The 13,601-nt window shown below is 59.6% G+C and carries 14 protein-coding genes, 1 tRNA gene and 1 pseudogene; 6 read left to right on the forward strand and 10 right to left on the reverse strand.

Going from position 1 to position 13,601, the window contains the following annotated elements; genetic code table 11:
• Positions 1-14: 14 nt before the first annotated feature.
• From RTX98_RS04585 to dgoD, 3 genes are all read right to left on the reverse strand, one after another.
• Positions 15-521: a TRAP transporter small permease gene (locus RTX98_RS04585; protein ID WP_312794919.1), complete on the reverse strand. Its 507-nt coding sequence runs from the start codon at positions 519-521 to the stop codon at positions 15-17.
• An 89-nt stretch (positions 522-610) separates the two neighbouring features.
• Positions 611-1,618 (reverse strand): TRAP transporter substrate-binding protein, encoded by a 1,008-nt coding sequence (locus tag RTX98_RS04590; protein ID WP_312794920.1) that lies wholly within the window; start codon positions 1,616-1,618, stop codon positions 611-613.
• A gap of 149 nt (positions 1,619-1,767) precedes the next feature.
• Positions 1,768-2,916, reverse strand: a complete 1,149-nt coding sequence (dgoD, locus tag RTX98_RS04595; protein ID WP_312794922.1) for a galactonate dehydratase — start codon at positions 2,914-2,916, stop codon at positions 1,768-1,770.
• Between the two features lie 255 nt (positions 2,917-3,171).
• Here dgoD and RTX98_RS04600 point away from each other — a divergent pair, with 255 nt between their 5' ends.
• Positions 3,172-3,972 carry a FadR/GntR family transcriptional regulator gene (locus RTX98_RS04600; protein ID WP_312794924.1) on the forward strand — a complete coding sequence of 267 codons (801 nt, stop codon included), beginning with the start codon at positions 3,172-3,174 and terminating at the stop codon, positions 3,970-3,972.
• Between the two features lie 237 nt (positions 3,973-4,209).
• On the opposite strand, the gene RTX98_RS04605 is transcribed toward RTX98_RS04600, so the two are convergent.
• Positions 4,210-4,286: transfer RNA gene (locus RTX98_RS04605), tRNA-Met, on the reverse strand.
• A gap of 355 nt (positions 4,287-4,641) precedes the next feature.
• On the opposite strand from RTX98_RS04605, the gene RTX98_RS04610 reads away from it, so the two are divergent.
• Positions 4,642-5,616, forward strand: a complete 975-nt coding sequence (locus RTX98_RS04610; protein ID WP_312794925.1) for a Gfo/Idh/MocA family oxidoreductase — start codon at positions 4,642-4,644, stop codon at positions 5,614-5,616.
• A 75-nt stretch (positions 5,617-5,691) separates the two neighbouring features.
• On the opposite strand, the gene mnmA is transcribed toward RTX98_RS04610, so the two are convergent.
• The gene (mnmA, locus tag RTX98_RS04615) at positions 5,692-6,879 is read right to left on the reverse strand and encodes a tRNA 2-thiouridine(34) synthase MnmA (protein WP_312794926.1); all 1,188 of its coding nucleotides are present in this window, start codon (positions 6,877-6,879) and stop codon (positions 5,692-5,694) included.
• 296 nt (positions 6,880-7,175) lie between these two features.
• Here mnmA and RTX98_RS04620 point away from each other — a divergent pair, with 296 nt between their 5' ends.
• The gene (locus RTX98_RS04620) at positions 7,176-7,451 is read left to right on the forward strand and encodes a DUF1153 domain-containing protein (protein ID WP_189502899.1); all 276 of its coding nucleotides are present in this window, start codon (positions 7,176-7,178) and stop codon (positions 7,449-7,451) included.
• A gap of 134 nt (positions 7,452-7,585) precedes the next feature.
• Here RTX98_RS04620 and RTX98_RS04625 read toward each other — a convergent pair whose 3' ends face one another.
• The gene (locus RTX98_RS04625) at positions 7,586-7,966 is read right to left on the reverse strand and encodes a flagellar export protein FliJ (protein WP_312794928.1); all 381 of its coding nucleotides are present in this window, start codon (positions 7,964-7,966) and stop codon (positions 7,586-7,588) included.
• A 465-nt stretch (positions 7,967-8,431) separates the two neighbouring features.
• Between RTX98_RS04625 and ctrA the strand changes: the two genes are divergently transcribed.
• Complete coding sequence (gene ctrA / locus RTX98_RS04630) at positions 8,432-9,127, forward strand: response regulator transcription factor CtrA (protein ID WP_189502897.1); 696 nt, start codon at positions 8,432-8,434, stop codon at positions 9,125-9,127.
• 69 nt (positions 9,128-9,196) lie between these two features.
• Here ctrA and RTX98_RS04635 read toward each other — a convergent pair whose 3' ends face one another.
• Complete coding sequence (locus RTX98_RS04635) at positions 9,197-9,586, reverse strand: response regulator (RefSeq protein WP_312794961.1); 390 nt, start codon at positions 9,584-9,586, stop codon at positions 9,197-9,199.
• A gap of 113 nt (positions 9,587-9,699) precedes the next feature.
• Positions 9,700-10,329, reverse strand: coding sequence for a histidine phosphotransferase ChpT (gene chpT / locus RTX98_RS04640; protein WP_312794931.1), 630 nt, complete (start codon positions 10,327-10,329; stop codon positions 9,700-9,702).
• Between the two features lie 312 nt (positions 10,330-10,641).
• On the opposite strand from chpT, the gene RTX98_RS04645 reads away from it, so the two are divergent.
• Both RTX98_RS04645 and RTX98_RS04650 read left to right on the forward strand, forming a co-directional pair.
• Entirely contained in the window at positions 10,642-11,181 is a 540-nt protein-coding gene (locus RTX98_RS04645; protein ID WP_312794963.1) for a DUF1134 domain-containing protein, read from the forward strand.
• A 95-nt stretch (positions 11,182-11,276) separates the two neighbouring features.
• A complete protein-coding gene (locus RTX98_RS04650) occupies positions 11,277-12,608 on the forward strand; it encodes a hypothetical protein (RefSeq protein WP_312794932.1) in 1,332 nt (443 codons plus the stop codon).
• On the opposite strand, the gene RTX98_RS04655 is transcribed toward RTX98_RS04650, so the two are convergent.
• The gene (locus RTX98_RS04655) at positions 12,567-13,373 is read right to left on the reverse strand and encodes an RNA methyltransferase (RefSeq protein WP_312794933.1); all 807 of its coding nucleotides are present in this window, start codon (positions 13,371-13,373) and stop codon (positions 12,567-12,569) included. The genes RTX98_RS04650 and RTX98_RS04655 overlap by 42 nt on opposite strands.
• A 37-nt stretch (positions 13,374-13,410) precedes the next feature.
• Positions 13,411-13,601 (reverse strand): annotated as a pseudogene (locus RTX98_RS04660) (hypothetical protein); the annotation flags it as partial.

The raw sequence follows: 13,601 nt of genomic DNA on the forward strand, positions 1-13,601 counted from the left end.
GCCCCCTCGGCCGCTTACTCGACAAGCCCGTCGGCATTGCTGGCGAAGATCTCCTCATCACGCACCTTGCCGGTGGCGACCTCGAAGATCGAACGAAGGAGAAGAACGGCCATGCCGATGCAGCAGAGCACGCAGGAGACATACACCCACCCCAGGGGAACCCCGGCGACAGGCGAGAAATTTTCAAGATTATCGACCGTTTGGCGCCATGCACCGAGGCCAAGCAGGTAGCAGCACAGAAGCGTCGCCAAGTCACCGCCGATGCGGACGAGGCGCTGCGCCTTGAAAGGCATTGCGCGCACCAGACTGTTGACGCCCAGATGCGCGCGGTCGCGCAATGTGAGGAAGGCGCCGATGAAGATCAGCCATACGAAAATAAAGCGCGACAGTTCCTCCGACTCCGTGATGCCGGAATTAAAGCCATAGCGCAGCACGACATTGCCAAAGATCATGATGACCATCAGCGCAAGCGCGATCATAAGCAGCTTCTCAAGCGTGCCGAACAGGATTCGGGACATCATAAGCGTTCCCCAAAGGCGTGATATCGGGACGTGATCTTGATGGTCCGGCCTTCCCGGAAGGGAAAAGCCGGACCCATGGCGCGCGAGGATTATTGCTCGGCGCGCACTTTGGCGATCGTCGCTTGGATCTCGTCAACGAGTTCGGCACCCACCACGGGCTTGTACTTCTCGATGATGGGTTGGGTTGCGGCGCGGAGCTTGGCGAGCTCGGCCTCCGGCAATTCCTGAACTTTCATACCCTGCGCCTCAAGATCAGCGACAACCTTGGCGTTGCCTTCATCCATCAGCTGGCGCAGGAACACCATGGACTCCTTGCCAGCTTTGACGATCGCCTCCTGATCGGCAGGTGTCAGCTGCTCCCAGAACTTCTTCGAGGTCACGAGGATGCAGGGCGTGTAAACATGGTTCGTGGTCGTTCCGAACTTCTGCACTTCGTAGATCTTGTTGGCGTACATGTGGATGTACGGGTTTTCCTGACCATCGAGAGCGCCGGTTTCCAGTGCCGTGAAGACTTCGGCGTAGGACATTGGCAGAGCGTTGGCGCCGATTGCCTTCCAGCTATCGAGGGCAACCTGGTTCTGCATCACGCGAACCTTCAGTCCCTTGATGTCGTCGGCGGTCTTCACTTCATGTTTGTTGTTGGAAAGCTGACGGAATCCGGTCTCACCCCAGGCGACGCCGTGAAGGTTGTGCGGTTCGAGCTTGTCCATCAGCTTCTGGCCGATAGGACCCAAGAAGACTGCGTCTACTTCCTTCATGTTTCCGAACAGGAACGGGAAGTCGAAAACCTGAACTTCCTTGATCTTGCCGGCGATCGGTGCCAGCGAGCCGTAGAACATTTCCTGTGTGCCACTCTGGGTCGACTGCAGCATCTTGTCGTCGCCGCCCAGCATGCTGCCGTGGTAAACGGTGACCTTGACCCGGCCGTCCGTGTATTGGCCTGCAAGTTCAGCAAACTTGGTAAGCGCCACGGCCTGCGGATGCTCCTGCGGCATGGCGTGGCCGAGTTTGGCTTTAAATTCCTGCGCGGCAGCAATCGTGCCGCTTGCTGCCGTTGCGAACATGGCGAGTGCCAAGGCGCCTGCCAATTTGATCATTTTACCATTCATTGGACCTCTCCCATGGTTCCATACAAAATGGTGGTCTCTCCACCCAATACGGATGATCATTCATGATCCTCCGGCATCGAAGACGTCGCTTTGAGCGACGCCTCAATCTCCCCATCGCCAGAGCGGCAGCCATCTCCTCACCACTCTGCGACGCTCCCATCCGCATGGCGCCAAAGTGGATTACGCCAGCGATGACCTTCGCGGGCCCGCTCCACAACGTATTCCTCATCCACTTCAATGCCGAGTCCCGGCCCCTGAGGAATGGCGACAAAGCCATCCGCGTAAGCGAAAACATCCTTGTTCGAGATGTAATCGAGAATATCGTTCGCCTCGTTATAGTGGATGCCGAGGCTCTGCTCCTGAACGAAGGCGTTGTAGCTGACGGCATCGACCTGCAAACAGGCGGCGAGAGCGATCGGACCGAGCGGGCAATGCGGAGCAAGGGCCACGTCATAAGCTTCTGCCATGGCCGCGATCTTGCGGCATTCCGTGATGCCGCCGGCGTGGGACAGGTCAGGCTGAATGATGTCTACATAGCCATCGGACAGGACCTGCTTGAAGTCCCATCGCGAGTACAGTCGCTCCCCGAGAGCGATCGGAGTCGAGCAATGGTTGGCGATTTCCTTCAGTGTTTCACGATTTTCAGAAAGAACCGGCTCCTCGATGAACATCAGCTTGAATTGCTCGAGTTCCTTGGCGAGGACCTTTGCCATCGGCTTGTGGATACGACCGTGGAAGTCCACACCGATACCGATGTGCGGCCCCACCGCCTCGCGTATGATGGCGATCGTTTCGACTGCCTTGTCGACCTTTTCGTTCGTATCGACGATCTGCATCTCTTCGGAGCCGTTGAGCTTGATGGCCTTGAAGCCGAGAGCAACAACATCTTGAGCGTTTCGTGCCACATCTGAAGGACGGTCGCCTCCGATCCAGGAATAGACCTTGATCCGGTCTCTGACCTGCCCGCCGAGCAGGGAATGGACGGGTTGGCCAAGCGCTTTGCCCTTGATGTCCCACAGCGCCTGATCGATGCCAGCTATAGCTGACATGTGGATCGAACCGCCCCGGTAAAAACCGGCGCGGTACATGACCTGCCAATGATCTTCGATCAGAAACGGGTCCTTGCCGATCAAATAGTCTTCAAGCTCGTGCACCGCCGCCTGAACCGTCAGTGCGCGGCCTTCAACCACCGGCTCGCCCCAGCCGACAACGCCGTCATCTGTTTCGATCTTCAGAAACAGCCAGCGCGGCGGCACGATATAGGTCGTTAGCTTGGTGATCTTCATGCGTATCGAACTCGCCATCCGGAAAAAAACCGGCGCCTGCACACTTGTGCTGCAGGGTGGATGACCGACGACGTGCTGCATCCGCTGCGGCTAGACGGCCGCGGCAGTGAAGCCACCAAATCGCAGGGTTCCTCCTCCCGCACCTCCCAAGCGCAGTAAGAATTAAATCCGATTTATTGTCAAATTCGGTATGATTTATTTTTGCGGATGATGTTCGTATAGTTCCCGCTGAGAGGTAAGTGGCTGGGGACAGAGGTGCGCTCGATCAAGGAAAACGTTCAGATCAATGGAAAAGGGGGCCGACGTCCTGTCACGGACAACCTTCTGCATACATTGGTTGACCGAATCATTTCCGGCCAAATCGCCGAAGGTTCGACTCTTCCTAATGAAGCGGAGCTGAAGGAGTACTACGGTGTCAGCCGCACAGCCCTGCGTGAGTGTATGCAGCATCTGGTTGCACAAGGGATTGTCCGCTCTCGAACACGAGCCGGCACAGTGGTTCTGCCGCGTGAGCAGTGGAATTATCTCGATCCGATCGTGCTGGATGCGATGATGCGCCATCCAAAGGATGATCGTTTCTACCGATCACTCATCGATGCCCGGTTAGTGCTGGAGCCCGCCGCGGCGGAAGCCGCTGCGCAGAATGCAAGCACGCGAGAGATCATGGCGATCGCGGAGGCCTTCGATGAGATGGCCTCTGCGCATTCGCTTTATACGGATGCCTGGAGCCAGGCGGATCTGCGCTTCCACGCCGCCATCATCAATGCTTCGGGCAATTGGGTGTTCAAGCAATTCATTACCGCGATCGGTGCTGCACTTCTTGCAAGCTTCCGGATCACTAATAGGGCCAGTCAGTCTCACGAACAGGCGCTGGATGTTCATCGGGCGGTGCTAGACGCCATTCGGATGCGCGATGCGAAGAAAGCACGGCTTTCGATGGAGGCTTTGGTCAACGGCGCGCGCGTTGAGCTTGCTGCGGCGCTTGGCGACGGGAAAGGCAATGTGCCGATCATTCCAGTCAATCCGCTTCCGGACGCGACTGCCGTGAGCGAATGACAATCACCCTCGGCAACAGAGCAGCCGATGATAGCACGGGTCTGAGCAACCTCATGAAGCACACCGGTTAAGAAGCTCTTCAAGTTTATTGAGCGTCCAGCTGCCATCTGGCTGCTAGTCTCGGTTTTGAACTTGTCTCCGAGACTTAAACTTTTGGTCTGGATTGGTCCAAAGCAAAGTAGTGTGTCCAAGACGTAGCGACCAAATCAGGGATCAAGCGATTGATGAATGATCTGATGGTAGCGGAGGAGGGATTCGAACCCCCGACACAAGGATTATGATTCCTCTGCTCTAACCAACTGAGCTACTCCGCCACGCGCGGTTCAGATGCTGCGGTTCATAAGGCCGCTGCCCGCGAAGACGGGCGGGATATAGGGCGGCAGTTCGTTGGGTGTCAAGCGAAGAGGTGGGGTTTGGATCGATTTGCATGGAACATCCAGGTTCGGGCGGATCATGTGCGTTCGGAAGCAAGCGTTTGGCTGTCTACACATCAACAATCGGCGTTGACCGTAGGCTTTTGTGACCTCGGCATAAGCTCAGCTTCGTGCCTGCGGGGTTGAGTTCGGTTAGGCGGGCGAATATGTCCGGGACAAGATAGTTTCACCGGGCTGACGACCTACCTGTTCGTTGCCAACCTCTCGTTTTCCAAGTTCAGGCAGGTCGATCATCATGAAACCGCGTATCGCCGTGCTTGGCTGCGGCTATTGGGGCTCCAATCATATCCGCACTTTGAAGTCGCTTGGCGCCTTGCATGCCGTGGCAGATGCCAATCCGGCGCGGGCGGAAGGGTTTGCGGCCGAGCAGGATTGTTTGGCGATCGATCCGGCCGAGCTGTTCGACCGGTCCGATGTCGATGCCGTGGTCATGGCGCTGCCTCCGCAGTTTCATGCCGAGAACGCCATTCGCGCGGTGCAGGCGGGCAAGGATGTGCTGGTTGAAAAGCCGATTGCGCTGACGGTGCCGGACGCAGAGCGCGCTGTTGCAGCCGCACAGGACAATGGCCGGGTGTTCATGGTGGGACATGTGCTGCGGTTTCATCCGGCGTTTGAACAACTCATGGCGCTGATCGGCGCCGGAGAGCTGGGTGAAATTAAATACATTCATTCGCACCGGCTTGGTCTGGGTAAGTTTCACACTGAAAACGATGCACTTTGGGATCTGGCGCCGCATGATCTCTCGATGATCCTGGCGATCACGGGCGAAGAGCCGGTCGAGGTTCGCGGCGAGGGGGCGGCGCTGCTGGATCACCTCAGCGACTTCGCACATGTGCATATGCGGTTTGCCAGCGGCGTGCGGAGCCATCTGTTCGCCTCGCGGCTCAACCCCTATCGGGAACGCCGTTTGACCGTGGTCGGCACCAAGGCGATGGCGGTGTTTGATGATGGCGAGGCCTGGGCGCGCAAGCTGGCGGTTTATCGTCATGCGGTCTGGCAGGACAGCGGACACTGGGCGTTTACGGCCAACGAACCGAGCTATGTCGCGGTGGGCGAGGGGCTTCCGCTGACGCGGGAACTCGAGCATTTCATCTACTGCATCAACACGCGGGAAACGCCGCGGACCGATGGCGAGGAGGCGATCCGCGTGTTGCGGATGCTGACGGCCGGGACCGTTGTGCATGACCGACGGCAGGATATGGCGCGCTAAAGCGCGGTCAAAAAGCGCAATATGGCGGCCTAATTAGCTGGTATTTTGCCTCTATGGTAGCGCAGAACGGCTATGTTACGCGACGGATCGGTATGGAATCGAGGCGAGTTGAGCGAGCATCCGCTCGGCATCGGCGTCGCGTTCCGAGCGCTCGATAAAACCGCCTCCGAGCACGCGTGAGTCGTCGGTATCGTCGGAATAGAACACGCAGGCCTGACCCGGCGCGATGCCTGACTCGCCGTCGGCGAGTTCGACGATGACCTGATTCTTATCCACGTGCAGAATTGCCGGACGTGGCGGGCGAGTCGAGCGGACCTTGGCGTAGATGGAGAGACCTTCAGCGGGGATCGCATCGAGCGGCTCGTCGCCCAGCCAGTTGGTGGCGCGCAGGTAGATCTTGCGGGTTGCCAGCGCCTCCCGAGGGCCGACCACGACACGCGCATGTTCGGCATCGAGATGCACGACAAAAAGCGGTTCGCCGGTTGCCACGCCGATACCGCGGCGCTGGCCGATGGTATAGCGCAGAATGCCTTCATGGCGGCCAAGCACTCGGCCGTCGATGTGGACGATGTCGCCGGGGCTGGCAGCCTCAGGGCGCAGCTTGGCGATGATGTCGCTGTAGCGGCCCTGCGGCACGAAGCAGATGTCCTGGCTGTCCTGCTTGGTAGCGACCGACAGGTTCATCTCTTCGGCGATCTTGCGCACATCTGGCTTGGACATGCCGCCGAGCGGAAAGCGCAGGTAATCGATCTGCGCCTGTGTCGTGGCGAACAGGAAGTAGCTCTGGTCGCGGTCGCCGTCGACGGGACGATACATGGCGCGATGCGCACCATTGGCGCGGCTGCGGATGTAATGGCCGGTGGCCAGCGCTTCGGCGCCGAGATCCTGGGCGGTGGCAAGCAGGTCGGCGAACTTGACGGTCTGGTTGCAGGACACGCAGGGGATCGGCGTTTCGCCGGCGGCATAGCTTTGCGCGAAGGGGTCGATGACGGCTTCGCGAAAGCGGGCTTCGTAATCCAGCACGTAATGGGGAATGCCGAGCGTTTCGCAAACGCGGCGGGCATCGTCGATATCCCGCCCCGCACAGCAGGAGCCTGCGCGATGCGTCGCGGCACCATGATCGTAAAGCTGCAAGGTGACGCCCACGACGTCGTAGTTCTCGCGCTTGAGGATGGCGGCAACCACGGAAGAGTCGACGCCACCAGACATGGCCACAACAACCCGCGTGTCTTCCGGACGGCCGGGAAGATCCAAGCTGTTCATCGCAAACTGCATCCCTTGGTTCGATATGCGGGCAGGGCCGCGCGGTTCTCTTTCTCAGTATAAGGGGCCGAGGCTGGAAGCGCTACCCTGAACGGCCGGTCGCTTCACTCGCTTCAAAGAGCGAGACAGAAGCCGCCCTGACGCGCAGTTGCTAAAGCTCAATTTAAGTCCGCGCAAATTAGGTAAGCGAAACTTCATAGTCGCTTGGCAAGCTATGCTCAGGTTTAGGCAAAATTTAAGGCAGAGCCGATAACCTGGGTTCGATTAGGTCTTTGAGTTGAGTGTAGAGAGTACGGATGACCGATCTTATTCGCCCGCGTGTCAAATATGTCATCGGGCCGGACGGCAGCCCGCTGACGATAGCGGATTTGCCGCCGACGAACACGCGGCGCTGGGTGATCCGGCGTAAGGCCGAGGTTGTGGCAGCCGTTCGCGGCGGGCTTCTCAGCCTTGAGGAAGCATGTACGCGTTATAAGCTTACCACGGAGGAATTTCTCTCCTGGCAGGCTTCCATCGATGAATATGGGCTCGCGGGATTGCGGACCACTCGGATCCAGCAATACCGGCATTAAGCGCCAAACTGGACGGAAAGAAGACAAGGCGGCCTCGGGTCGCCTTTTTTCGTTCTGCTGGCAGCTTAAACAGAAAAAAGGCAGCCGGTTGTGCGGCTGCCTTCATGTTTTGAATTAGGTTGAAGCTGGTTCGATCAGCCGATCATGGCGCTGGCGATCTGCGGCTCGATCTCGCGGCCGCCACGGCCATCGCGCGACTCGAGCATCTCGGCGCGTTCCAGCTCGATCTCGGCTTCCGAAAGCTGCGCCTGGGCGGCACTCTTCTGTTGAGCCAGATCGGACTGTGAATTCTTGAGGTTGTCGCGGCGCTGGCGTGCGGCCTTGGCGAAAGTCGGATAAGCGAAATGGTTGGTATCCGTGATGCCGGCTTTCTTTTCTTCAGCGGCGATCTGAAGGTCGAGCTCGGTCGCCATACGGTCGAATTCAGCGATCATCATGTCGAGCTGCGCCATTTGACGGCGCTTCTCATTGACCTGAAACCGCTTAAGCCTGACGAGATTCTCGCGGGACTTCATACTCGGATACTCCTTGGCGGCGACCGCCGTCCGGGGACGAGCAAGGTTCGCGCAACACTCCATGCCTAGTCTGCAGCCCGTAGCCTGGTGACAGGAAATGGGGCGACAGGAAACGAAATCGTAATCTTTTCCCCGCCCGGTAACCTTTCGTTTACGGGCATTGTTAATCATAGGGCCAAGGACTTAAGGGCGGGTAAAAAAAGATGCGACGATCCTAATGGGTCGGAAACATCGAGTCTCCTGAATCACTTAGCGGTGAAAGCTCATTTGGTGGATGACTGTCTTGCTCGCTTATTAATGTTTGGTTGCAACGGCTTGTGCCGAAATGTTGCAAAATCGGTTACCGCTTGCCATGCGGGATTAGGTTTTGTTAACCATTCGGTGTCAGCTTTCTTAACGGCGGTCGCTGCCATGTTCGGGTGAACATCGGTCGAGCGCAAAGTGGCGGCGAAGAAGGGGATCTAGATGCGTGTTCTGCTGATTGAAGACGACAGTGCAACCGCACAAAGCATCGAGCTGATGCTGAAGTCCGAGAGCTTCAATGTTTATACGACCGACCTCGGTGAAGAGGGCGTCGATCTCGGCAAACTTTACGATTACGACATCATTCTGCTGGACCTGAACCTGCCTGACATGTCGGGTTACGAGGTTCTGCGCACGCTGCGCTTGTCCAAGGTCAAGACGCCGATCCTGATCCTGTCCGGCATGGCCGGCATCGAGGACAAGGTTCGCGGCCTCGGCTTCGGCGCCGACGACTACATGACCAAGCCGTTCCACAAGGACGAGCTGGTAGCGCGCATTCACGCGATCGTTCGCCGCTCGAAGGGCCACGCACAGTCGGTCATCACCACAGGGGACCTGATCGTCAATCTTGACGCGAAGACAGTGGAAGTCGGCGGCCAGCGCGTGCATCTGACCGGCAAGGAATATCAGATGCTGGAACTGCTCTCGCTGCGCAAGGGCACGACGCTCACCAAGGAAATGTTCCTGAACCACCTGTATGGCGGCATGGACGAGCCAGAGCTGAAGATCATCGACGTCTTCATCTGCAAGCTGCGCAAGAAGCTCGATCACGCATCCGGCGGCCAGAACTTCATCGAAACGGTCTGGGGCCGCGGTTACGTGCTGCGCGAGCCCGAGGATGTTCGCGTCAGCGCCTGATTGCTGATCGCCTAAAACCGATCGAAAAACCCGGCGTCTGGCCGGGTTTTTTGTTTCTGTTGTCTGGCTTCAAGCCGCCGATAGTGCCGAGCGCGCGCGTGTGGCGTAGAAGCTGTGACGAAGGCACTGCATCAGTTGGGAGCGGTTGAAAGGCTTCAGTAGATAGCCCTGGGCGCCGGCGCGTTTGGCGCGCATGATGGCACCAATATCCAACTTGGTGAGGCAGACGATAACCTGCGACTTCTTTTCGTTCGCGCCGACCATGCGCACGAAATCGACCACCGCCATGTCCGGCAGTTTGCAGTCGACCAGAATAATGTCCGGGATGTCATTGGCGCAGAGATCGAGCGCTTGACGGCCGCTGGCCGCTTCGGCCACCAGCATCTCTTCGCTTTCCAGAATACGTTTCGCGACTTTCCGGATTACGTCGGATGCGTCGACAATCATGCACCGCTTCATTGCCGTCTTCCCCGCCGGCGTGACTTTCCGCAGGACGGAAACTAGGCGGCTTGTATGGAGAAAACGGTAAAGCACTCGCGAGAACTTTAGTGATCTCGCGAGTAGCTCTCTGATCAGCTTGCGGTCAGCAGGATTTCTTCCGGCGTCGTACGGATCGAGATTTCCATGCCGGCTTCCTTGGCCAGGAGCAGTGTATAATAGGGCTGCACCGAGTGGGCGTCGATCGGCTCTTCGGGGCGGCCGCCGCTATGCAGTTCCAGGAATTTTGGAGGTACACGCACCATCGGGCCGGCCGAAGCCAGGCTGAAGCGCGGCTTGGCATCGGTATCTTCCAGCGTGACTGTGATCTTGCCGCCGCGCGGGATGGTGCCGATGGAGATCAGGATCAGGTTGAGCAGCAGCTTGACCTGGTTCTTAGGGAGGAGGGCGCGAGGGCCGTTCCACACCAGATCCGGCTTTTCATTGGCGAGATAGGCTGTAGCCACCGCTTGCGCATCGCCGGTATCGATCTGCATGCCCGCCGAACCGGCGGCGCCGAACGCGATGCGAGCAAATTGCAGACGGGCAGAAGCGTTGCGCGCGCTGGTGCGAATGAGGTTCATCGCATCTTCATCGGCACCGCCTTCGTCCAGCAGTTCCAGGCCGTTGTTGATGGCGCCGACCGGCGAAATGATGTCGTGGCAGACGCGGCTGCACAGCAGCGCTGCAAGATCCGGTGCCGACAGCGTTACAAGCTCAGCCATGATGCATCCCCAAATCTGATCGCATTCGAATCAAATGCGTTTGTTCCCGCTACTTCGCGGCATTCCGACATGTTCGCAAGCCAAAGCCGTTGTCTCTTTTGGGAGACAGCGCCAGGCAGCCGACAGTTATGGTGAAGAAATCATGCATCTTAATGGTTGAAAAAGGATTGCGGCGTAGCGTCCCGGATCAGGACATGCTTGCGGCGTTTGCGCTGCGGGCGGTGAAGGCAATGATTGAAGCCGAAACGGCTTCCAACAGGAGATAAACGCATGCTCTTGTCGTTTGCGAAACACCTGATGACCAAGCTGGGAATGCTCTCCCTTGCCGTGGGTCTCGCGCTCAGCGCCGCGCCACGCGCCCAAGCGCAGGACACATACACGGCTGACGAAATCGTCGATTCCGGCCACAAGTTCTTTGGCGAAGCGTCCGGTGGCATGGCCACGGTGATCGAGAAAATCTTCTCGTCCTATGGCCTGCCCAACGGCTATGTGCTGGGCGAAGAAGGATCGGGCGCACTGGTTGGCGGCGTCACTTATGGCGAAGGCACGCTGTTCACCAAGAATGCCGGCGATCATAAGGTGTTCTGGCAGGGCCCTTCCGTCGGCTGGGATTTTGGCGGGCAGGGCTCGCGCACCATGGTGCTGGTTTACAACCTCGATGACGTGAACAGCCTTTACAAGCGCTACGGCGGCGTCGCCGGCTCCGCCTATGTGCTGGCTGGCCTCGGCTTCAACGTGCTGAAGAACGGTCCCATCCTCCTTGTGCCGGTTCGCACCGGCGTGGGCGCACGTCTCGGCGTCAATGTCGGCTATCTCAAGCTGACCTCGCAGCCGACCTGGAACCCGTTCTGACCATTAACCGGACCGCGCTTTCCTCAGGTCCAGAGGTGGATTTCAATCGCCCCTCCGTGGCACAGTGATTCCGAGTTCACCGGTTCGGCGTTTCCGTGGTCATCCAGTCCATCCTAGCCTTCATTCTTGGGTTCCTCGTTGCAGGCTTGCTCGCCATCCTGATCGCGCCGGCCTTTCGCCGTCGTGCGGAACGGCTGACGCGCCAGCGCCTGGAAGCGACCCTGCCGATGAGCCTGAACGAAATGCAGGCGGAGCGCGACCGTGTGCGTGCCGAGTACGCCGTCGAGGTGCGCCGCGTCGAAGCCGATGCGAAGTCGCAGAAGAGCAAAGCGAATGAACGCTCCGTCGAGGTCGCCCGGCTGACGGCGCAGCTGAAGACGGCCGAACAGGCGAGCGCCGACAGAAGTGCGGCCGTTGCCGCGCGCGACGTCACGATCGCCGATCTGGAAGGGCAACTGGCCAGCGAACGGGAGATGTTGGCTGGCTTGAAGGAAAAGCTGTCCGCAGCCGAGCGCAATCTTGCTGACCGTAGCCTCGCCTATGAGGAACTCAGCCGCCTTAAGGATGAAGCCAGCCTGCTGGCGAGCAATCGCCAGATCGATCTTGTGGCACGCGATGCCGAGATCGACAGGTTGAGCGCGACGGTGACGCAGTTGCGCGCCGCGCGGGGAGAAAACGAGCAGAAGGTGCGCGAGCAGTCGGCTGCCGAACGACGCGTCGGCGAAGACCTGAAGACCGAGCGGCGCAAGGTCGCCGATCTCGAAAGCAAGCTCGAGCGCTTGCTGCGTGATCTGTCGGATCGTGAGGAAACGATTGCGCGCCGGGATAGGACGATCAGCCAGCTGCGCGGCAGCGAGAGCGCCCCAGTTGCCGATAGCGACGCGGCGGCGCAGGCCGAGATCGAGGCTGGTCCGGATGCGTCATCCAAGGAAATCGCGCAACTGCGTCGGGACCTGCGACGCGCCGAACTAACGGAAGAGGAGCTTCGGCTGGAATTGACGCAAGTGCAGGCAACGGCGATGCGCCTTGAAGCCGAAGTGGCGGATATGACGCCCCAGTCGTCTTCCGCATTCAAGCCCGGCGATGCGGTTCTGGCGCGGCTCGAAGCGGATCGCGACAGGCTGGAAGCGCAGCTTCTTTCGCTGGCGGCGGAGAACGACCGGCTTCGTCAGCAGCCTGTCGGGGACGGCGAAGCTGCTCCGTCTGGTGGTGCCGGGCTGAGGGATGAACTCGCGCAGATCGCCGCGCAGATGGTGCATATGACGCGGGTTCTGGAAGGGCCGGGATCACCGATCGACGCGGCGCTGGCCAAAGAGGCGCCGGTCGGTGCTAGAGCGGGAACGCTCACCTTGGCAGACCGCATCCGCGCCCTGCAGGAGGCGGCTTCAATCGCGAAACCGTCCGAGCCGGTGCAGCGCGATCGCTGAAGCGGTTGCGACGTTCAAACTGTCGAAACTTTCAGACATGGGGATGCGGACGGTGCGGAGCCGCTGCATCAACGCCGGCGGAAGGCCTTCGCCTTCCGTGCCGAGAAGGATCGCGGTGCGGCCGGCGGGCATGACGGCAGCCAGGGTTTCCGCGCCTGAAGGGCTGAGCGCGACGGCGTTGAAGCCTTGTTGCGCAAGCACATCCGCCAGCTCGCTTGCCGAGCCGCCTCGTGCAAACGGGACCTTCAAGGCAGCGCCGACGGAAACGCGGATCGCCTTGCGGTAAAGTGGATCGCAGCAGGTCTGGTCGAGCAGCACGGCATCGGCCTCGAAGGCAGCCGCGTTGCGGAAGATCGCGCCGACATTGTCGTGGTTGGCGATGCCGACGAGAACAATGACCAGCGCATCGGCCGGCAGGGTTTCCAGCAAGGCTGCGGGCGAGGGCGGTGGGGTGCGTTGCGCCAGCGCCAGGATGCCGCGATGGATGTGGAAGCCGGCGATGGCGTCCATGACAGCCTGTGATGCGACATAGACCGGCATGGCGGCGGGGGCTGCGGCGAGAACGTTGCTGACGCCATCCAGGCGGTTTTCCAGCACCAGCGCGGACAAGGGCGGGAAGCGGTTGGCGTTGAAGAGAACTGACAGCACGACCTTGCCTTCCGCGATGAAGGTGTCGGCGTCGCGCGCGAGATCCCGATCGCGCACGTTCCGGTAAGCGGCAATGCGCGGATCTTCGGGGTCTTCGATGCGGATGATCTTTGTCACGGCTGATCCGCTCCGAGGGGATGCGGGGCCGACGGTCTTACAGGGTGGCCGCCGGAGCCTTGTCGCCGCCGCTGACTGCGCCGCGCTTTTCCTTGTAAAGCTCTTCCAGAGTGCTCAGCAGGTTGCGCGTGACGGGCGAGGACAGGGAATAATAGATGGTCTGCTTGTCGCGGCGGGTTTCCACCAGCACCAGCGGGCCTTCGTCCAGCACCACCACGGGGTGGCGTT

Source organism: Tianweitania sp., assembly GCF_032053605.1.
Taxonomy (GTDB): domain Bacteria; phylum Pseudomonadota; class Alphaproteobacteria; order Rhizobiales; family Rhizobiaceae; genus Tianweitania.